16 protein-coding genes are annotated in these 20,055 nt (G+C 61.4%); 4 read left to right on the top strand and 12 right to left on the bottom strand.

The features are described 5' to 3' along the window. Positions 1-4: 4 nt before the first annotated feature. From gcvH to gap, 12 genes are all read right to left on the bottom strand, one after another. Positions 5-388, bottom strand: coding sequence for a glycine cleavage system protein GcvH (gene gcvH, locus ELQ88_RS27635; RefSeq protein WP_138968917.1), 384 nt, complete (start codon positions 386-388; stop codon positions 5-7). A gap of 455 nt (positions 389-843) precedes the next feature. Then, positions 844-2,352 (bottom strand): sigma-54-dependent transcriptional regulator, encoded by a 1,509-nt coding sequence (locus ELQ88_RS27625; RefSeq protein ID WP_128872275.1) that lies wholly within the window; start codon positions 2,350-2,352, stop codon positions 844-846. Between the two features lie 113 nt (positions 2,353-2,465). Next, entirely contained in the window at positions 2,466-3,428 is a 963-nt protein-coding gene (locus ELQ88_RS27620) for an IS110 family transposase (protein WP_138963519.1), read from the bottom strand. A gap of 352 nt (positions 3,429-3,780) precedes the next feature. Then, positions 3,781-5,130 (bottom strand): CoA transferase, encoded by a 1,350-nt coding sequence (locus ELQ88_RS27615; RefSeq protein WP_138968916.1) that lies wholly within the window; start codon positions 5,128-5,130, stop codon positions 3,781-3,783. A 104-nt stretch (positions 5,131-5,234) separates the two neighbouring features. Beyond that, positions 5,235-7,373: a methyl-accepting chemotaxis protein gene (locus ELQ88_RS27610; protein ID WP_138968915.1), complete on the bottom strand. Its 2,139-nt coding sequence runs from the start codon at positions 7,371-7,373 to the stop codon at positions 5,235-5,237. 146 nt (positions 7,374-7,519) lie between these two features. Beyond that, entirely contained in the window at positions 7,520-7,915 is a 396-nt protein-coding gene (locus tag ELQ88_RS27605; protein ID WP_138969589.1) for a YbaN family protein, read from the bottom strand. Positions 7,916-8,009: 94 nt separating this feature from the next. Beyond that, positions 8,010-8,618 carry a biliverdin-producing heme oxygenase gene (locus ELQ88_RS27600; RefSeq protein WP_138968914.1) on the bottom strand — a complete coding sequence of 203 codons (609 nt, stop codon included), beginning with the start codon at positions 8,616-8,618 and terminating at the stop codon, positions 8,010-8,012. Positions 8,619-8,731: 113 nt separating this feature from the next. Further along, positions 8,732-11,323 carry a TonB-dependent receptor gene (locus ELQ88_RS27595; RefSeq protein WP_138968913.1) on the bottom strand — a complete coding sequence of 864 codons (2,592 nt, stop codon included), beginning with the start codon at positions 11,321-11,323 and terminating at the stop codon, positions 8,732-8,734. A gap of 123 nt (positions 11,324-11,446) precedes the next feature. Then, the gene (locus tag ELQ88_RS27590) at positions 11,447-12,412 is read right to left on the bottom strand and encodes a FecR domain-containing protein (protein WP_138968912.1); all 966 of its coding nucleotides are present in this window, start codon (positions 12,410-12,412) and stop codon (positions 11,447-11,449) included. Between the two features lie 83 nt (positions 12,413-12,495). After that, positions 12,496-13,014 carry a sigma-70 family RNA polymerase sigma factor gene (locus tag ELQ88_RS27585; RefSeq protein WP_138968911.1) on the bottom strand — a complete coding sequence of 173 codons (519 nt, stop codon included), beginning with the start codon at positions 13,012-13,014 and terminating at the stop codon, positions 12,496-12,498. A gap of 77 nt (positions 13,015-13,091) precedes the next feature. Further along, positions 13,092-13,556, bottom strand: a complete 465-nt coding sequence (locus tag ELQ88_RS27580; protein ID WP_128872269.1) for a methylglyoxal synthase — start codon at positions 13,554-13,556, stop codon at positions 13,092-13,094. Positions 13,557-13,651: 95 nt separating this feature from the next. After that, positions 13,652-14,653, bottom strand: coding sequence for a type I glyceraldehyde-3-phosphate dehydrogenase (gene gap / locus ELQ88_RS27575; RefSeq protein WP_138968910.1), 1,002 nt, complete (start codon positions 14,651-14,653; stop codon positions 13,652-13,654). Positions 14,654-14,873: 220 nt separating this feature from the next. Here gap and edd point away from each other — a divergent pair, with 220 nt between their 5' ends. The 4 genes from edd (at position 14,874) to ELQ88_RS27550 (ending at position 20,024) form a co-directional block, all read left to right on the top strand. Continuing rightward, positions 14,874-16,700 carry a phosphogluconate dehydratase gene (gene edd, locus ELQ88_RS27570; protein WP_128872267.1) on the top strand — a complete coding sequence of 609 codons (1,827 nt, stop codon included), beginning with the start codon at positions 14,874-14,876 and terminating at the stop codon, positions 16,698-16,700. After that, on the top strand, positions 16,697-17,656 hold the full coding sequence (locus tag ELQ88_RS27565) for a glucokinase (RefSeq protein WP_128872266.1): 960 nt from the start codon (positions 16,697-16,699) through the stop codon (positions 17,654-17,656). The genes edd and ELQ88_RS27565 overlap by 4 nt, the downstream gene beginning before the upstream one ends. Before the next feature lie 177 nt (positions 17,657-17,833). Next, positions 17,834-18,565: a response regulator transcription factor gene (locus tag ELQ88_RS27555; protein ID WP_008155851.1), complete on the top strand. Its 732-nt coding sequence runs from the start codon at positions 17,834-17,836 to the stop codon at positions 18,563-18,565. Continuing rightward, positions 18,555-20,024, top strand: coding sequence for an ATP-binding protein (locus tag ELQ88_RS27550; RefSeq protein WP_128872264.1), 1,470 nt, complete (start codon positions 18,555-18,557; stop codon positions 20,022-20,024). Before ELQ88_RS27555 ends, ELQ88_RS27550 begins: the two co-directional genes overlap by 11 nt. The last annotated feature ends 31 nt before the right edge of the window (positions 20,025-20,055 follow it).

The raw sequence follows: 20,055 nt of genomic DNA, 5'->3' as shown, positions 1-20,055 counted from the left end.
CTCCTCAGGCTTCGGCGTTGGCTTTGATCAGGCGGTCGTAGGCGTCCTGATCCAGCAATTTGGCAACAGCCGAGGCGTCGGTTGGCTGGAAGCGGAAGAACCAGCCTTCGCCCAGTGGATCTTCGTTGACCAGTTCCGGGCTGCTGTCCAGCGCCGGGTTCACTTGCAGGATTTCTCCGTCCAGGGGCATGTACACGCCGCTGGCCGCTTTTACCGATTCCACGGTGGCGGTTTCAGCGCCTTTGTCGTAGGACTGCAGCTCAGGCAGTTGTACGAAAACCACGTCGCCCAGGGCATTCTGCGCGAAAGCGGTGATACCAACTGTGACGCTACCGTCAGCTTCGGTGCGCAGCCATTCGTGATCTTCAGTAAAACGCAATTCGCTCATGGAAACTCCTAAGGGGGGCCAGACTCGTCTGGTGGACGCGATGGTGAATGCTGGGGCAATGCCCTGTTTTATGAGTGGTTACTAAGCAAATTCGCGGCCAATGTTGTTTATTCCTTATAAATCAATGGCTTATGTGAATTTGTAAGGCGAGGTGATGTATCGGCTGTAGCGAAATCGCTACAGCGCGAGGCAAAGAAAAAAGCCTAGAGGGATCAAAGCCTTGCACGGCGGTGATCAGAGGAGGGTGTAGCGATATCGTTCCGCTGTAGCGCTTTCCGTACAGGTGGAGGTCGCTTTTGAAGAGGATCTATTGGCCGGACACAAAACCTGTGGGAGCGGGCTTGCTCGCGAAGAGGGCGTGTCAATCGACATTAATGTTGGCTGATACACCGCCTTCGCGAGCAAGCCCGCTCCCACAGGGGGTTTGTATGGGGAATGAGATCGCATTCCCAGGCTTACGGCTTGTTGGGAATCCCGTACTTGCGCAACCGATGGGCGATGGCGGTGTGGGAGGTCTGCAGACGGCTGGCCAGTTGGCGAGTGGAGGGGTAGCTGACGTAGAGTTTTTCCAGCAGCGTCTTCTCGAACTCTTCCATGGCTTGCTCGAGGCTATCGACCTCGCTGTCGCTTTGACGCGCCACGGAAGTACCGGCGATGTCCAGATCGCCGATGTCCACCAGGCTGCTTTCGCAAATCGCTGCGGCGCGGAAGATCACGTTCTGCAGTTGCCGCACGTTGCCCGGCCAGCGGTTACCCAGCAATGCCGGATAGGTGCCCGGCGCCAGGCGACAGACCGGGCGCTGGATCTGCGCGCAGGCCTGCTGCATGAAATAGCGAGCCAGCAGCAGGATGTCCTGGCCGCGTTCGCGCAGCGGCGGGACTTCGACGTTGAGGACGTTGAGACGATAAAACAGGTCTTCGCGGAATGAACCTTCGCTGACCATTTTTTCCAGGTCGCGATGGGTCGCGCTGAGGATCCGCACGTTGACCTTGACCTCACGATCCCCGCCGACACGGCGGAAGCTGCCGTCATTGAGGAAGCGCAACAATTTCGCCTGCAAGTAAGGCGACATCTCGCCGATCTCATCGAGAAATACCGTGCCCTGGTTGGCCAGCTCCATCAGCCCCGGTTTGCCGCCCCGTTGCGCGCCGGTGAAAGCGCCGGGGGCGTAGCCGAACAGCTCGCTTTCGGCGAGGTTCTCCGGCAATGCCGCGCAGTTCAACGCCAGGAACGGTGAGCCGTGCCGGGTACTGATGGCGTGACAGGCACGCGCCACCAGTTCTTTGCCGGTGCCGGTTTCACCCTGGATCAACAAGGGCGCATCGAGCGCCGCCACTCGTTGGGCGCGGGCCTTGAGTGTTCGAATGGCCGGCGACTCGCCCAGCAACGCATCGAAACCCTCGGCATGGTCGTGGTGCAGCGCCGAGAGGCGTTCGCCAATGCGGTTCGGTTGATACAGGGTCAGCAAGGCGCCGGCATTGGTGATCGGCGTGGCGTCCAGCAACAGGGTCTGGCCGTTGACGGTGATCTCGCGCAGCGGAAGACGGAAACCATGCTCCAGCAAAGCGTCGAGCAATAGCGGATCGGCGAATAAGTCGGCGACGCTTTCACCGGCCGGTTCGCGACCGTAAAGCGCGATCAACGCCGGGTTGGCCAGCAATACCTTGCCGGCACTGTCCAGGGCCAGTACCGGGTCGGTCATGGCCGCGAGCAATGCATCGAGCTGCAAATGCCGACGCTGCCCGGGGAGGATGTCGACCACCGTCACCGCCTGCACGCCGCGTACGCTGAACAGCGCATCGCGCAGCTCTTCGAGGACTTGCGGGCTCAGGGTCGGGGCATCGATGTAGACGTTGGGCGGCACCATTTCCACCGCGTCCAGGTTGAGATTGCGTCCACCGAGCAAGGCCAGGACTTCCTGGGTGATGCCGACGCGGTCGATAAAGCTGACGTGGATACGCATGGGGCGGTTTTTGGTTCTGGCGTGCGGAGGGTGGCAAGTATGCCTTGGCGCGGACCAATGATGAAATCCTGCGCAGGACTTAAGGGTGGAGAACGCTGGACCTGTGGGAGATTCTATGTTTGGGGGGAAGCCCCAAAAACTGGATTTGGCTGATATTCGCTCTGGTTCTTCATCAGGGCGAATGCCACCCGTGCCAGCTTGCGAGCCAGGATGACCAGCACTTGAGTCGTCTTTAATCCCCGCTCCAGATAGCGTTCGTAAAACGGCTTCCAGGTCTTTGAGCGACTGGCAGCCATCGCCGCGTTATGCAGCAGGCGCCGTATCTCTGAGTCACCTTTCTTGGTCAGCTTTCGACGTCCGTTCATCTGCCCCGAATCAGAGACTCTCAAATCCATTCCAAGAAACGCGATATAGGCGTCACCACTGGCGAAGTCGCCACGTTGAAATGCCATCGTCAGTGCGGTGGCGGTAAGAAAACCGACCCCCTCTACGGCCTGGCAGCGTTTGACTTGCTCGAGCAGACCCGCCTCTTTTACGACGTCCAACAGCTTCTTCTGGATGAGTAAATCCAATCGGCCCATGGCAGCGATCTGTTGTTTGAATGCCGCTTTCAGCAGCGGTTCGTCGTTCCAGCTTTGAGTCAAACTGACACGCGCCTGGACCAATGTCGCTCGTCTTCGAAGCAGGCTTTGAAGCTTGGTATAGACCTTCGGCGGCGGGCTCCAAGGACGTAGCTCTTCCTCTTCGTTCTTCAAGTAACGCGCCAGTAAACGGGCGTCGCTGGCATCTGTTTTGGCGCGGCCACCCACTCCTTTGCGGTAATTACTCAAACGGAAGCCGTCGATGACATAGACGGTATGTCCCATTGCATGAGCCAGCTCAACCGTATCCAGGTGATAGATATTGGTGGCTTCAATAGCGATGGCGCTGTTTGCAGGTAACGTTTTCAGCCACTTTGTAAGAGACGGTTTATCGTTTGACACGGCCAACAGCAGATCCGTGTCGGCCTGATAGACCACCACTTCGGCCTTGGCGACATCCACTCCGACTACAGAACGCGAGACACTCATTGCCACAAAGAAAGCTCCGGGTTAGGGTTTAAAGGCTTGTCGGGGCTTCACCATTGCGCTGGCTTGCTTCTATCGTCGGTCATGGCCGATGCATTCCTTATCGGCGCTTTGGTGAAGGGGTGGGGCGAAGTCTCCCACGGTCTGTACTGGCTAGAGTCAGATGCTGGCTTTTAGTCCCACCACCCCTACAAGTCTAAACATACAAGCGGGCTTGCTCGGAAAACGGTGTGTCAGGCGATATCGATATTGACTGGGCCGCCGCCTTCGCGAGCAAGCCCGCTCCCACAGGAGATCGAGTTTACCTGGACGAACGCGGACTAATGTGGGAGCGGGCTTGCTCGCGAAGGGGCCGGTATCGTCACCACCACAACGGGCGATGTGAACCCAGTTCCCCAGCCGGAATAGCCCACTGCAGCGGCGTCCCGGTAATTCTCAAAGGAACCTGCAACCGATGCGCCGGCCCCCAGGGCGTTTGCTCGACCAACAACCCTTGATCGCTTTCTTCCTCCGCCCGCAGCGGCTCATCCGTCCCGGCACCACCCTCGACCAACAACTTCGCCGTCCGCGCCAGGGACAATCGCGCCGAGCCGCCCCGTCCGCTGTTCAACCGTTGGGCCAACAACCTGATCGCACTGGCCGCCATCAAATACCCGGTGGCGTGATCCAGCGCTTGCAAGGGCAAGGGCGTCGGTTTGTCCGCCTGCTGCCAGTGCATGCCGGCTTCGGCTATGCCGCTGCTCATCTGTACCAGGCTGTCGAAGCCGCGGCGGTTCTGCCACGGGCCGCTCCAGCCGTAGGCGTTCAGGCAGACGTCGATCAGCCCGGGAGCCAATAGCTGGCGTTCGGCGAGGCCATACCCCAGACGCTCCAAAGCATCGGCGCGATAGCCGTGCAGCAGGATGTCGGCGTCCTTGAGCAGGCCTTCGAACAGCTCGCGATCGGCCTTGTCATGCAGATCCAGACGCGCGCAGCGTTTGCCCAGGGTGACTTCAGGCACCACGCCCGGTTCGTTCCAGGTCGGTGGATCGATACGCAGGACGTCGGCGCCGAGCCCGGCGAGAAAACGGCTGGCGACCGGTCCCGCGAGTACGCGAGTCAGATCCAGCACCTTGATCCCGGCCAGCGGTTGCGCCACCGAACCTTGCCAGGGTTTTGCGTTCCGGCTGCTGTTGGCGGCGAACTGAATCAGCTGTTCGGCATTTACGGCCTGACCTTGGGGATGGGCCTGCCACTGCGCCCAGGATCGCATCTCGGCGGCGCAGCCTCCAGCGTCGACCACCGCCTGTTCCAGATCGGTGTTGGTCCACTGAGCCACCTTGCTCGCCATCGCTGCGCGGTCGGCACAGACACCCAGCACGTGTTCGGCAGCGGCGCGGTGATGGGGGGCGTTGGTGTGCAGGCGGATCCAGCCATCTTTGGTCGCGTAGTCGCCCGCGATCGGGTCCCACAGCGGCGGCACGCTCCAGCCCATCGGGCGGATCGAGGTCCAGAACCAGAACGAGGCCAGGCGCCGGTCGACCTCAAGGTGGGGCAGGCGCCCGGTTTGTTGATTGAGCAATTCGCCGATGGCCTGGCCGGCGGCGGCCATGCTGGCGCACGCCAGGTCTGTCACGGCAAACGCCGAGGGCAGGGCGCCACTGGAAGTGAACGGGATAGGGGTATGAGGCAAGCCGAGTGCGGCTTGAATGGACGTGAGTAGATCAGTCATCGAAGGCCCTCCGGAGCGAGAGGGCAGCATAGATCAAAAGATCGATAGATCGCAGCCTGCGGCAGCTCCTACAGGGATCGGCGCAGGCTGCGATCTATTGCGGGCTACACCCGGAACTGATCCATCAATTCCATCTGCCGGGTGGTCAGGGCGTTGAGGTGGTTGCTGATCTGCGCCGATTCGGTGGCTTGTCCGGTGAGGGTTTCGGTCACGGTGCGGATGGCCGAGACGTTGCGATTGACCTCTTCGGCGACGGCGCTTTGCTGTTCGGCGGCGCTGGCGATTTGCAGGTTCATGTCGCTGATCACGGTGACCGCGTCGCTGATTTTGCTCAAGGCCTGCACCGCCTGCTGGATCTGTCCGGCGTTGCTGTGGGCCTGGGTCTGGCTCGAATGCATGGTGGCCACTACGCCGCGGGTGCCGGTCTGGATGCGCTCGATCACCTGGCGGATTTCTTCCACCGAGTCTTGCGTGCGTTTGGCCAGGTTGCGCACCTCATCGGCCACGACCGCAAACCCGCGCCCGCTCTCGCCGGCACGGGCCGCTTCGATTGCCGCGTTGAGCGCCAGCAGGTTGGTTTGCTCGGCGATGCTGCGGATCACTTCCAGTACCGAGCCGATCTGTTCACTGTTGACCGCCAGGGCTTCAACTTCAGTCACCGCCTTGCTGACTTCCTCGGCGAGCTGATTGATGTCGCGGGTGCTGCGCTCGATGATCGACAGGCCATCGCGGGCCGACTGATCGGCACCTTTGGCTGCGCTCGCGGCATTCGACGCACTGTTGGCGACGTCATGGGCGGTGGCGCTCATTTCATTGGACGCGGTGGCGACCTGGTCGATTTCGCGGAATTGCACCTGCATGCCTTCGCTGGTTTGACGGGCAATTTCCGAAGATTGGTCGGCGGTGCCACGGGCGTCAGTGATGCTTTGCTTGATCTGCGCGATGGTTGGTTGCAGCTTGTCGAGGAAACGATTGAACCAGCTGACCAACTCGCCCAGTTCGTCTTTCTTGTTGTAGTGCAGGCGCTGAGTCAGGTCGCCGTCGCCGCTGGCAATCGCCTTGAGCATCTGGGCCACGCTATTGATCGGCCGGGTCACGCCGGACGCGGTGAGCCAGATCAGCAACAGGCCGATCAAGCCAGCGACTACCGCCACCAGCACCGCCTTGATCGTGCCGCTTTGCTGGGCATCATCGAGCACCGCTTGCAGTTTCACCGAGTCGGCCAGCAGCACTTGTTTGGGCAGGTCGATCACCACGCCCCAGGCTTTGGATTCGGCAATCGGGCTGACCGGGTACACCGCACGGATCAGGTCGCCCTGTTCGAGTATTTTCGGCGCGGCTCCACCCAACAATTGCAGGACGTCCTTGCCATCCGGGCCCAGCGTGTCACTGATGCTTTTGCCGACTTTGCTCGCGTCCGCGCTATAGCCGGCGAGTACGCCGCTGCCGGAGACGATCAGCATGTGGCCGGCGCTATTGAACAGCTCGCGTTGAGATTCGACAGACGCCGCTTGCAAGGCGTCGAGGGCGATATCCACCCCGACCACACCGATGGATTTGCCATCCACCAGCAGCGGTACGGCAATGGTGGTCATCAGCATTTCCTTGCCGGCGACGGTGTCGGCATACGGGTCCAGCAGGCAGGTGCGCTTGCTGTCGCGGGGGCAGGTGTACCAGCTGTTATATGGCGTGCCGCTAAGGCTCAAGGTGGTCTTGGTCATGTCGTCTTCGACCATGATCGTATTGATACCGGCCCCGCCGGCACGGCTCCAGTAGCTGGCGAAACGACCGGCCTCATTGGACTGACGCGCCGCATCGTTGGCGAATTCGCGGTCCTTGCCGTCCAGGCCATCGGGTTCGAAGGCCAGCCAGATCCCCAGCACCTTGCTGTTGCGCTCGAAGGCGGTCTTCAGGCTCTGGTTCAACTCTTCGCGCAGGGCCCCGGCTTCAAGCGAGCGCTTGGCGGCCATGCTGCGCATGTCCTTGATCTGATCAGCCAGGGCGGTCACCACCAGCAGGTTTTCGCCGAAAGTCTTCTGCACGCGCACGGCTTGTTCGGCCGCCTTGGCCTGGAGCAGATCCTGCACGCTGGCGGTGAGCATTTTGCTGCTGGAGGCACTGACCAGCTGGTCGTTCTGATTGGTCTGGTAGATGTTCATGCCGACGATCAGGAGGACCACGCCCAGCAGGCACAGGCCGGACAGCAGGACGATTTTCAGGCGGATGGAGAGAGCGTCGAACATAGGGCGAACTCGCGAATGGATGAGGTGTTGGCTGCGGGTCGGGGGTAGACCCGGTTCGCCAAGTCCATTCAGCGCCAATCCTGAACCATCGGCGCGGGGCCGGGTTGCATGAGGGCAAGCCGACGGGTGGTCGTATGTGGCGAGTGTCAGGCAGGTCGAGAGAGACGTTCCGGCCGCGACCAGATCCACGCATTCCCCAGGCTCATGCCCGCGATCGCCAGGTAAATCGGCCAGCCATGATCGAGCATGAACAACATCAACCCGGCGCACAGCAGCATGCTGACGGTGGCGCTGACCTTGGTTCGACGGGCAATGATTTTGCCGTTGCGCCAGTTGCGCAGGATCGGTCCGAACAGCCGATGGTTTTCCAGCCAGGCGCTCAGGCGCGGCGAACTTTTAGTGGCGGCCCAGGCGGCGAGCAGGATGAACTCGGTGGTCGGCAGGCCGGGTACGACGATGGCGATCAGGCCGATGCCGAGGCTGATGTAGGCCAGCAGGCCGAAGAGGATGCGGGCGAGTCTGGAGGTGGCGGGCAGAGGCATGGGCTCGAGGGGGTTTTTCAAGCTTGATCGGGATCCTGCTGGTTTGCTCGGTCCCTGTGGGAGCGGGCTTGCTCCCACAGGGGATTGCATTCAATCAGGCGAGTTCGGGGGTGGTGGCATAGGCCTGTTCCAGCAACACGGTAAACCGGTTGAACGCATCGACCGCCGCCTGTTCCACTTCGGCTTCTTCCTGTGCCGTGAACGCCAGCCCGTCGAGGGTTTTCACAAAGCTTTTCCAACCTTCGGCACGGCCACCGGCGGGTTCGCCAAGGTGCCGGGCACCGAAGGTGTCGCTCAAGCCCAGGCCAACGGCACGCTTGATCAGAAACGCGGCGCCAAGCTTTGAACCTTCGGAGACGAATAGCCAGCCCAGCGCCTCGGCTTTGGTTGGGTTCTTCACGGCTCCGGCGACTGGCGCTGGCACTTCGGTGTCCAGGTCCGCCAGGTCAGCCTTGGCTGCTTCAGCACGGCAGCGGGCCGGCAGGTCCGGGACGATGGCTGTCAGTTCGGCATTGTTGTACAGCGACACCAGTTCCGACTGGAACAGATACTGCGCCACCACGAAACGCGCGAAGTTGGCCTGGGTTTCAAACGGTGCGTGGGCTTTGACCAAGGCATCAAGCCTGGTGTGAGGCTCGTTAGTGATCTGGTTCAAGCGTTGCGAACGCAGAGCAGGGCGTTGAGCGGTGTCCTGAGGGGTCATGAGAAATCCTTGAGAAAAAGAGGCGCCTGGTAACGAGACGAATGGGCAGGCGCCGGACAGTAAAAAATCCTCACTGTGCGGCATTGAACACCGCGCAGCGAGGTAACAGAGGGTCAGATGTCCCAGATCAGGTTGACCGCGAAATTGCGACCTGGCTGGGTCAGGCGATCAAGGTTGGCCGGGTTGATCACGGCTGCCTCGCCCACGCCGTCGTAACCGCGCACGTCATCCCACAGCCAGTACTTTTTGTCGGTCAGGTTGTAGAGGCCGGCGCTGATGGTCACGTCGCTGGTCACCTTGTAGAAACCGGTGAGGTCGAGCATGCCAAAGCCCGGAGACTTGAACTGGCTGCTGACGCCGTCCGGCGAGTTGAAGTTGCTGTTGTCGACGCGGTCCTTCTTCTTCACCAGCGTCCAGCTGAGCAGGCCGCCATAGTTGTCCTGGTCGTATCCGAGGCCGAACACGCCGGTCATCGGGTTGACACCGTTGAGCGGCTCGCCGGTGTCGTTGTTGCGACCGTAGGCGTAAGCCAGCGAACCCTGGGTGTACAGGCCCTGAGGCGCACCGAAGGCATCGAGGTTCAAGCGGCCCTTGATCTCCGCGCCCTTGATGGTGGCGTGCCTGATGTTGTGGCTCTGGAAGGTCAGTTGGTCGTCGCCGGGTGTGATCGCATCTTCGTTGATGAAGTCACGGTACTTGTTATAGAACACCGCGACATCGAACGAACCGGATTCGAAATTGCCGCGCAGGCCGGTTTCGTAGCTTTTGCTTTTTTCCGGTTCCAGGTCCGGGTTCGGCGCCACTGTGTAGCCGGGGGTGGTGTTCTCGAAGCGCCCGTACAACGCCTTGGCGGTCGGCGTACGGAAGCCTTCGGCGTACTGGCCATACCAGGTGTAATGATCGGTCAGGGCATAGGTCAGGCCGAACTTGGGTGAGACCTTGTGCCAGGTTTTATTCTTGTCGCTCACGGTGCCGAGACCGTCGGCGGCCACGGTGTTGAGGAACTCCTGGGTGATGTGCGGCTTGAGTTGCGTGTAGTCGTAGCGCACACCTGGCAGGAAGGTCCATTTGTCCCAACTGATCTGGTCCTGAGCAAACAGGCTGTAGGTGTTGATGGTCGGGTCCGGGAAGTCGCTGGATTTTTTCAGCACATCGCCCGGGCTGACCGCGCCGATGGCCCGGCAAGTGCCGAACAACGCCAGGCAGGTGCCGTTGCCGCTACGCGAGCCGGTGACTTTCTGCTGCTTGATCGTGGTGCCGTAGGTCAACAGGTGCTCGGTGTCGCCGAGGCTGAAGCCTTTATCCAGTTGCGCATCCAGTATCCACTGCTTTTCTTCGTAGAGCGTTTCGCGGGTGCGCAGCACCTGGCGGGAGACCGGGAAGTAAAACTCGGCGGTGCTCTGATCGGTTTTGGCGACCTGATGATTCAGGCTCCACTTGACGTTGTCCGCCAGCAGGCTGTCGAGGGCGAAACGGTGTTCCAGGCCGAAGCGCTCACGGGTCACCGTGTCATTACCGGTGCGCCACTGATACATGCCGCCCGGCAGGATGTTCGCGGAAATGGTCGGTTGGCCATTGAAAAAGGGGCCGCCGTAAGCGCTTTTCAGGTCGCTGTCGCGGTCGTCCTTGTACTTCTCGTAGGTCAGGCCCAGGCGTGAATCATCGTTATAGTTCCAGCCGATCTTGGCCAGCACGTTGGTGGTGCGTGCGTCTTCCGGGTTGGCCGCGGTGCGTGCCAGGCCAGTGCCGTTGTTGCTGCCATAAGACTCGGTTTCATGACCGTCGCGCTGGCTGTAATGCAGCAAGCCGTCGAATAGATCGGCCCGACCGGCAACAGTGGCAGACTTGAGCCAGCTCTCATCGACGGAGCTGTAACCGGTCTTGAGGCGTGCCCCGACGTCCTGGCCCGGCTTGATGATGTCGTCCGGGTCGAGGGTGAAGTAACTGACCGCACCACCGATGGCGTTGCTGCCGTAGAGCACCGAGGCCGGGCCGCGGAGGATTTCCACGCGCTTGATGATTTCCGGGTCGACGTAGTTGCGTTGAGTTTTGGCGTAAGGGCCGTTGAAGAAACTGTTGGGGATTTCAACGCCGTCGACCTGGGTCAGGATCCGGGCGCCATCGATGCCACGAATGTTGTAGCCGCTGATCCCGCCGCGCTGACCGGCACCCCCCACCGAAACACCCGGTTCGTAACGCACCAGATCCTTGATGGTGTTGACGTTGTTGCGGTCCAATTCTTCACGGGTGTGAACGGTGACGGTGCCCGGCACGCTTTCCACGCTCTGTTGCTGGCGAGTGGCGCTGATGGTCATCTGCTGCAGGTTGATGGCGCCGCTGCTGGCGCGCTTCTCCAGCACGATGTTGTGGTTGCCCAGTTTGCGATAGCTCAGGTTGGTCCCCACCAACAGGCGATCCAGGGCTTTCTCCGGTGGCAGGGCCCCCCGCACGCCCGGCGAGGCCACACCTTGCGCCAGTTCGGCCGGCAAGCCGACTTGCCAGCCTGTCACCGCGGTAAACGCATTAAGCGCCGACACCAGCGACTGCTGGGGAATGGCGAACGAGTAATCGCCCATGTTGCGGGTCGGCTGCCCGTCGGCGGTGGCCGCCAGGAGCTGCGCGCTGCCGGCCATCAGGATGGCGGCAGTCAGCAACGACAGCATGCGCGAAGGTGAAGAGGATTGGCGGGTAGGACGAGGGGACATCGAATAGCGCTCCGTGTCGCACGAATCTTTATAGGTGCTGATTGGCATTTAGAGATGCGAATCAATTGCATTGGCTATAACGAGACGAACGACCTTCAGCTATCGAGTAAAAATAATTCTCATTCAGTTAATTATGACCAGCGCCGGGAATTCTTGAAGCCGGGCCGAGGTGATGTGGGCCAGCGAGCGTACGACATCCAGCGGCTGATCGAGACGGTAGTTGCCGGTCACCGCGACGTCGGCCAGTTGCTCATTGTTATTGATGATCCAGCCGGGATAGTAGCGACGCAACTCTGCCAGCACCTGGTTCAGCGGGCAGTTTTCGAACACCAGCCGGCCCTGGACCCAGGCCAGGTCGGTGGCGGCATCGAGCTTGGCCGGGCGATCGAAACCGTTGGGGCCGATGCGGATGCTTTCCCCGGCGGACAAACGCACCCGCGCGTCGCTGCGGGTTGCCTGCAAGTCGACGTCGCCACGCTGCACCCGCACCTGTGCCACGCCATCGAGGTAGCGCACCGCAAACGCGGTATCGCGCACGCTGGCCTTGACCGGGCCGGCGTCGATTTGCAGCGGCTGGGCGCGATTGGCCGACACGTCGAAAAACGCCTCGCCCTGATACAGGCGGGCCACGCGCTGCTGATCGTTGATGGTGCTGGAGAACGCTGAATTGGTATTGAGCAGGACTTTCGAACCGTCCTCCAGTTGCAAACGCTGACGCTCACCGACCACGGTCAAATGATCGGCCTGCAGGCGCATCGGCAAGTTGCTGAAGCTGAACAAACCGAGGATCAGCACGGCAGCCGTGGCCAGGGGTTTCCAGTGTGGTCGCAGGCGCGACAGCACGGTCACCTTTGGCGGTTGGGCGGCCAGGCTTTGCGCGCATTGCAGCACCTGCGGGCCGTCCCAGATCGCCTGGGCCCTGGCAAACGCTTCGGCATGCAGGGGATCGGCAGCGAGCCAGACATGGAACTGTCGGGTCTGTTCCTCGCTCGGATTGCCCAGCACGATCAGCCAGTCCAAAGCCTGGTCCATTGCGCTGGCGGGGTCCCGTGCCGGGGAAGGGGCAGGGGAGCGGTGGGTGTCCATCACGGTGTTTCCTCGGCAGCGTCTGCGCACGGCTGTTTTTTTAATCAAGCCCGAAAGAGAGGCAAGGGTAGCAAAGCCTTGCGGGCTCAGTCGCCGTTCACGCGCTCGGCAACACCGATGCAGATCGCCATGATCAGCTTCAGTTCTTTTTGCACGGTGCTCAACGATACGCCGAGCTTCTCGGCAATCTCCAGGTAACTGTGCCCGTGCAGACGGCTGAGCATGAAAATCTGCTGCTGGCGGGCGCTGAGTCGGTTGAGGCTCACGTTCAGACGCTCCAGCAATTGTTCGGCATGGGCGGCGTCCTCGGCGCTGCTCACGGGGGAGGCGACGGCCTGCACCACGTCCAGCGGCACGTCGTCGAGCAGGGTGCGCGAGTGGATGCGACGCGCACGCAGATGGTCCAGCGCCAGGTTGCGGGCGGTCTGGAACACGAAGGGTTCAAGGTGATCGATGGCCCGTTCACTGAGCGCCCGGGTCACGCGCAGGTAGGTTTCCTGCAGGAGGTCTTCGGCGGTGCTGTGATTGTTGACCATCCGCTCCAGGGTGCGCAGCAGTGAGACTCGCTGGGCGATGAAGACGTGATTGAAGCGCGATTGACTCACGGGAGGACCTGATCCATGTAGAGCGAATGATAATGCTTATCATCCGCTCTACTGGTCAAGCACTCAATTGTGAAGGTTTATGCGCGGCTTTGCAGATAGGTGGCGTAATCCGGGATCCGGTGCGGGTGCGCCTGATCCATCAATGGGCTGCTCAGCAGATAGTCGGCGCTGCATTCGTTGCAGGCGACGGGAATGTTCCAGACCGCCGCGACCCGCAGCAGTGCCTTGATGTCCGGGTCATGGGGCTGCGGTTCGAACGGGTCCCAGAAGAACACCAGCATGTCGACCCGCTGCTCGGCGATTCGCGCGCCGAGCTGCTGGTCGCCACCCAGGGGGCCGCTGATCATGCTTTCCACTGGCAAATCCAGGCGTTGTTGCAACAACAATCCGGTGGTGCCGGTGGCGACCAGTTCGTGTTGCGCAAGCTGGTCTTTGTGCCGCTCGGCCCAGTCCAGCAGGAACACCTTGCAGTGGTCATGGGCGACCAGGGCGATACGCTTGCGCGCCGCCAGGGTCTTTTGCGTGAAGCTGATACCGATCATGGGGTGTTCCACAGGCAATGGGTGGGGCGGCTTGGTGGCGATGGCGATCTTTCGGACGTCTTCGCTGGCAAGCCAGCTCCTACAGGAAGCTTCGCTTACTCGGCGTTGCACAGCGCCAGGCAGTTATCGAGCATGCGGTTGGAGAAGCCCCATTCGTTGTCGTACCAGGCCAGGACCTTGAGCAGCTTGCCGCTGGACTTGGTGTGGTTGGCGTCGAAGATCGACGACAGCGGGTTGTGATTGAAGTCGCTGGAAACCAGCGGCAGGGTGTTGTAGCCGAGAATCTTCGAATGCCGGCTGGCTTCCTTGAGCAATGCGTTCACTTCATCCGCCGACGCTTCGCGCTTGAGCTGCACGGTCAGGTCCACCAGCGATACGTTGATCACCGGTACACGCACGGCCATGCCGGTCAGTTTGCCCGCCAGTTCCGGCAGCACCAGGCCGACCGCTTCGGCCGCGCCGGTCTTGCTCGGGATCATGTTCTGGGTGGCGGAACGGGCGCGGTACGGGTCGCTGTGGTAGACGTCGGTCAGGTTCTGGTCGTTGGTGTAGGCGTGGATCGTGGTCATCAGGCCGCTTTCGATGCCCAGCTCGCGATGCAGCACCTGGGCCACCGGGGCCAGGCAGTTGGTGGTGCATGACGCATTGGAAATGATCTGATGCGACTGACGCAGGATATCGTGGTTGACCCCATACACCACGGTGGCGTCGGCGCCTTTGGCCGGGGCCGAGATGATCACTTTGCGCGCGCCGGCAGTAATATGCGCGGCGGCCTTGGCCCGGTCGGTGAACAGGCCGGTGCATTCGAATACGACATCAATCTTTTCCGCCGCCCAGGGCAGCTCGGCCGGGTTGCGAATGGCGCTGACCGAAATGCGGTCGCCGTTGACGGTCAGGCTTTCCAGATCGTGCTGGATATCGGCGGCGAACGTGCCATGAACAGTGTCGTACTTGAGCAGATGAGCATTCATCGCGCTGTCGCCCAAATCATTGATGGCAACGATCTGCAGGTCCTGGCGATAGCCTTGGGTATACAGTGCACGAAGCACGTTGCGGCCAATTCGGCCAAAACCATTGATTGCGATTCGAAGAGTCATTTAACAGGGCCGCCGTCGTTTTGTTGTTGGAATTACAAGATTATTCGCATAAAAATAGAAAACAAGCCTTTTTAATGGCAATATTTTGTTCAATCTACAACGAGTGACCTGAATCAACTGGTCCGACCGATCAAGAAAACCGTCTGTCATCCCAAACACAACGGCCCTTGTTCAGCATAGACAATCAGGTCGCCACATCCGTTAGCCTGGAGTTCTACACATGCATCCCCGCGTCCTTGAGGTCACCGAACGACTTATCGCCCGTAGCCGCGCAACACGTGAGGCTTACCTTGCACTGATTCGTGGTGCCGCCAGCGACGGGCCGATGCGCGGCAAGCTGCAGTGCGCCAACTTCGCCCACGGCGTCGCCGGTTGCGGCAGCGATGACAAGCACAGCCTGCGGATGATGAATGCCGCCAACATCGCAATTGTTTCGTCATATAACGACATGCTCTCGGCGCATCAGCCGTACGAAGTCTTCCCTGAGCAGATCAAGCGGGCCCTGCGTGAAATCGGTTCGGTCGGCCAGTTCGCCGGTGGCACCCCGGCCATGTGCGATGGGGTGACCCAGGGTGAGCCGGGGATGGAGCTGAGCCTGCCCAGCCGTGAAGTGATCGCGCTGTCCACCGCCGTGGCCCTGTCCCACAACATGTTCGACGGCGCGCTGATGCTGGGCATCTGCGACAAGATCGTGCCCGGCCTGATGATGGGCGCCCTGCGCTTCGGTCACTTGCCGACGATCTTCGTCCCGGGCGGGCCGATGGTCTCGGGCATTTCCAACAAGCAGAAAGCCGACGTGCGCCAGCGTTACGCCGAAGGCAAGGCCAGCCGCGAAGAGCTGCTGGAATCGGAAATGAAGTCCTACCACAGCCCCGGCACCTGCACGTTCTATGGCACTGCCAATACCAACCAGTTGCTGATGGAAGTCATGGGCCTGCACTTGCCGGGCGCCTCTTTCGTCAACCCGAACACGCCGTTGCGCGATGCCCTGACCCGCGAAGCGGCGCATCAGGTCACGCGCCTGACCAAGCAGAGCGGTGATTTCATGCCGATCGGCGAAATCGTCGACGAGCGTTCGCTGGTCAACTCGATCGTGGCGCTGCACGCCACCGGCGGCTCGACCAACCACACCCTGCACATGCCGGCCATCGCCATGGCGGCGGGCATTCAATTGACCTGGCAGGACATGGCCGACCTCTCCGAAGTCGTGCCGACCCTGAGCCACGTCTACCCCAATGGCAAAGCCGACATCAACCACTTCCAGGCAGCGGGCGGCATGTCGTTCCTGATCCGCGAATTGCTGGCAGCCGGGCTGCTGCATGAAAACGTCAACACGGTGCTTGGCCACGGCCTCAGCCGCTACACCCTGGAACCGTTCCTCGATAACGGTGAGCTGGTCTGGCGCGAAGGCCCGACCGAAAGCCTCGACGAAACCATCCTGCGCCCGGTCGCTCGTGCATTTTCGCCAGAAGGCGGTTTGCGCGTGATGGAAGGCAACCTCGGTCGCGGTGTGATGAAAGTCTCGGCGGTGGCCTTGGAAAATCAGGTCGTCGAAGCGCCAGCCATGGTGTTCCAGGATCAGCAGGATCTGGCCGATGCATTCAAGGCCGGGTTGCTGGAGAAGGACTTCGTCGCCGTGATGCGCTTCCAGGGCCCGCGCTCCAACGGCATGCCGGAACTGCACAAGATGACGCCGTTCCTCGGCGTGCTGCAGGATCGTGGCTTCAAGGTGGCCCTGGTGACCGACGGGCGCATGTCCGGGGCTTCCGGCAAAATCCCGGCGGCGATTCACGTCAGCCCCGAAGCTTATGTGGGCGGCGCTTTGGCGCGGGTGCAAGAGGGCGATATCATCCGCGTCGATGGCGTCACCGGCACTCTGGAGCTTAAGGTGGACGCCGAAGCATTCGCCGCGCGCGAACCTGCCAAGGGCCTGTTGGCCAATAACATCGGCAGCGGGCGCGAACTGTTCGGTTTCATGCGCATGGCCTTCAGCTCCGCAGAGCAGGGCGCCAGCGCCTTTACTTCTGCCCTGGAGACGCTTAATTGAAACTGGCTTTGGTCGGTGACATCGGTGGGACCAACGCACGTTTCGCGTTGTGGAAAAACCAGCAACTGGAGTCGATCCAGGTGCTGGCGACGGCAGATCACGCCAGCCCCGAAGAGGCGATCAGCCTCTACCTGGGCGGACTCGGCCTGGCGCCGGGTTCGCTCGGTTCGGTGTGCCTGTCGGTGGCGGGCCCGGTCAGCGGCGATGAATTCAAGTTCACCAACAATCACTGGCGGCTCAGTCGCCAGGGGTTCTGCCAGCAGTTGCAGGTGGACCAACTGCTGCTGGTCAACGATTTCTCGGCCATGGCGTTGGGCATGACCCGCTTGCAGCCGGACGAGTTCCGGGTGGTCTGCGAAGGTACCCCGGAACCTTTGCGCCCCGCGGTAGTGATCGGCCCCGGCACTGGCCTGGGTGTCGGTACCTTGCTGGACCTGGGTGAAGGCCGATTCGCCGCATTGCCGGGGGAGGGCGGTCACGTCGATTTGCCCCTGAGCAGCCTGCGCGAAACCCAGCTGTGGCAGCACATCTTCAACGAGATCGGCCATGTCAGCGCTGAAACCGCATTGAGCGGCAGTGGCTTGCCGCGGGTCTATCGGGCGATCTGTGCGGTAGACGGCCACGAGGCCGTGCTCGATACCCCGGAATCGATTACGGCAGCCGGGCTGGCGGGTGATCCGATTGCCCTGGAAGTGCTTGAACAGTTCTGCTGCTGGCTCGGTCGTGTGGCCGGCAACAACGTGCTGACCACCGGTGCACGCGGTGGCGTGTACATCGTGGGTGGGGTGATTCCGCGGTTTGCCGACTTCTTCATCGAAAGCGGTTTCGCCCGGTGCTTTGCCGACAAGGGCTGCATGAGCGATTACTTCAAGGGCATTCCGGTGTGGCTGGTGACGGCGCCGTATTCGGGGCTGATGGGCGCAGGGGTAGCGCTGGAGCAATCCATCCCGGCCTGAAATGCGATCAAAATGTGGGAGCGGGCTTGCTCGCGAATGCGGTGTATGAGGCGACATCTGTGCTGGATGTCAGTCCGCCTTCGCGAGCAAGCCCGCTCCCACATTGTTTCTGCGGTGTTTGTAAAAACGGTGCATCAGGCATAATCCGTCCCAACTCAAATAACAAGGACGCCTCCAGTGAGCTCAGTCAACAAGTCGATTTTGTTGGTCGATGACGATCAAGAGATACGCGAGTTGCTGGACACCTACCTGACCCGCGCCGGTTTCCAGGTCCGGACCACGCCCGACGGTGCCGGCTTTCGCCAGGCGATGAACGAGGCGCCGAGCGACCTGGTGATCCTCGACGTGATGCTCCCGGACGAAGACGGTTTCAGTCTGTGCCGCTGGATTCGCCAGCACCCGCGTCAGGCCCAGGTGCCGATCATCATGCTCACCGCCAGTTCCGACGAGGCCGACCGTGTCATCGGCCTGGAGCTGGGCGCCGACGACTACCTGGGCAAACCCTTCAGTCCCCGTGAGCTGCAAGCACGCATCAAGGCGCTGCTGCGCCGCGCGCAGTTCGGTCAGGAACGCTCCGGCAGTGAAGTGCTGGCTTTCGATGACTGGCGCCTGGACATGGTCAGCCATCGGCTGTTCCACATCGACGGCGAAGAAGTGATTCTCTCCGGTGCCGATTTCGCCCTGCTGAAGCTGTTCCTCGATCACCCTCAGGAAATCCTCGACCGCGACACCATCGGCAATGCCACCCGTGGCCGCGATCTGATGCCCCTGGATCGCATCGTCGACATGGCGGTCAGCCGCCTGCGCCAGCGCCTGCGCGACACCGAAAAACCGCCGCGGCTGATCCGTACCGTGCGCGGCAGCGGCTACCAACTGGCAGCCAATGTGGTTGCCAGTAATGGCCACTGAGTTTTTCCGCCAACTCGCCGCCAAGGTGCCCGTGCCGCGTTCACTGCTCGGGCGGATGTTATTGCTGACCTTGCTGGCGGTGCTGTTCGCCCAGGCGCTGTCGAGCGTGATCTGGGTTTCGCAGCTGCGCGCCACCCAGCTCGAGGGGCTGGTTACCAGCGCCCGCAGCCTCGCGCATTCGATGACCGCCAGCGTCAGCTACTTCCGTTCGCTGCCGGTGGCGTTCCGGCCGCTGGTGCTCGACCAGTTGCGCAGCATGGGTGGCACCCGGTTCGTGGTGACCCTCAACGACAAACCCTTGGGCATGGAGCTGCTGCCGATCACCCCGCGCAAGGCGGCGGTGCTCAAGGCGGTGGATGAAGTGCTGCGCCAGTCCCTGGGGCAGGACACGGATATCTCGGTGACGTTTGTCAGCCCCGAAGACCTGCGGATTTTCAACGGCGGGCTGAAACTCGACGAGTTGCCGCGCTCCTGGGCGCATTACGCGCTGACCCTGGAACCGGTCAATCCGCCGGTGCTGGTCACCCAGATCCAGATGGCGCCGGGGGAGTGGCTGTACATCGCTTCGCTGTTGCCCGAGCCCTATACCAGCCTTGAAGAGCAGGGGCTGCCGGCGCAACAGGTCTGGTTCATCGTCCTGACCAGTGGTTTTTTGTTGTTGTTCATCGGCCTGCTGGTGCACTGGCAGAGCCGGCCGCTCAAGCGTCTTGCACGGGCGGCACGCGATATGTCCCTGGGGGCCGAAGTCGAACCGGTGGCCGAGGGCGGTGGCAGTGAAGTGGTGGAAGTGGGCCGTGCCTTCAACGCGATGCGCGAACGAATCAGCCGTTATCTCACCGAACGCAGTCAGTTGTTCAGCGCGATTTCCCATGACCTGCGCACGCCGATCACCCGCTTGCGGCTGCGGGTCGAACTGCTGGAGGATGAACAGCTGCAAGCCAAGTTCGGTCGCGACCTGGATGAGTTGGAGCTGCTGGTCAAAGGCGCGCTGCAATGCGTGAAAGACACCGACATTCACGAGAATATCGAACCGGTGGACCTCAACCATGTGCTCGATTGCCTGGTGGAACCGTACCTTGCACCCAACGGCAATGGCCGGGTGACCCAGCAAGGTCGGGCACTGGCGCCTTATCCGGGCAAGCCGTTGGCGCTCAAGCGGTGCATTGGCAACCTGATCGACAATGCCCTGAAATATGGGCAGAACGCGCACCTGCACATCGATGACGATGACAGCGCGTTTGTCTTGCATGTCGATGATGAGGGGCCAGGGGTGCCGGAGCAGCGGCTGGAGCAGGTGTTCGAACCGCACTTCAGGTTGGCGGGGCAGCAGCAGGGGTATGGGTTGGGGTTGGGGATTGCGCGCAACATTGCCCATAGTCATGGGGGCGAGGTCAGCCTGCAGAATCTGCGTGAGGGTGGGTTAAGGGTGACATTGCAGTTGCCTCGCAGTGTTGATTAGCAACACCGCGTTATCGTTCTTCGGCGTCAGA

It is taken from the genome of Pseudomonas sp. MPC6, from assembly GCF_006094435.1.
Lineage (GTDB): Bacteria > Pseudomonadota > Gammaproteobacteria > Pseudomonadales > Pseudomonadaceae > Aquipseudomonas.
Note: the sequence above shows the minus strand (reverse complement) of the source record. Positions and strands in the feature narration are given on the sequence as shown.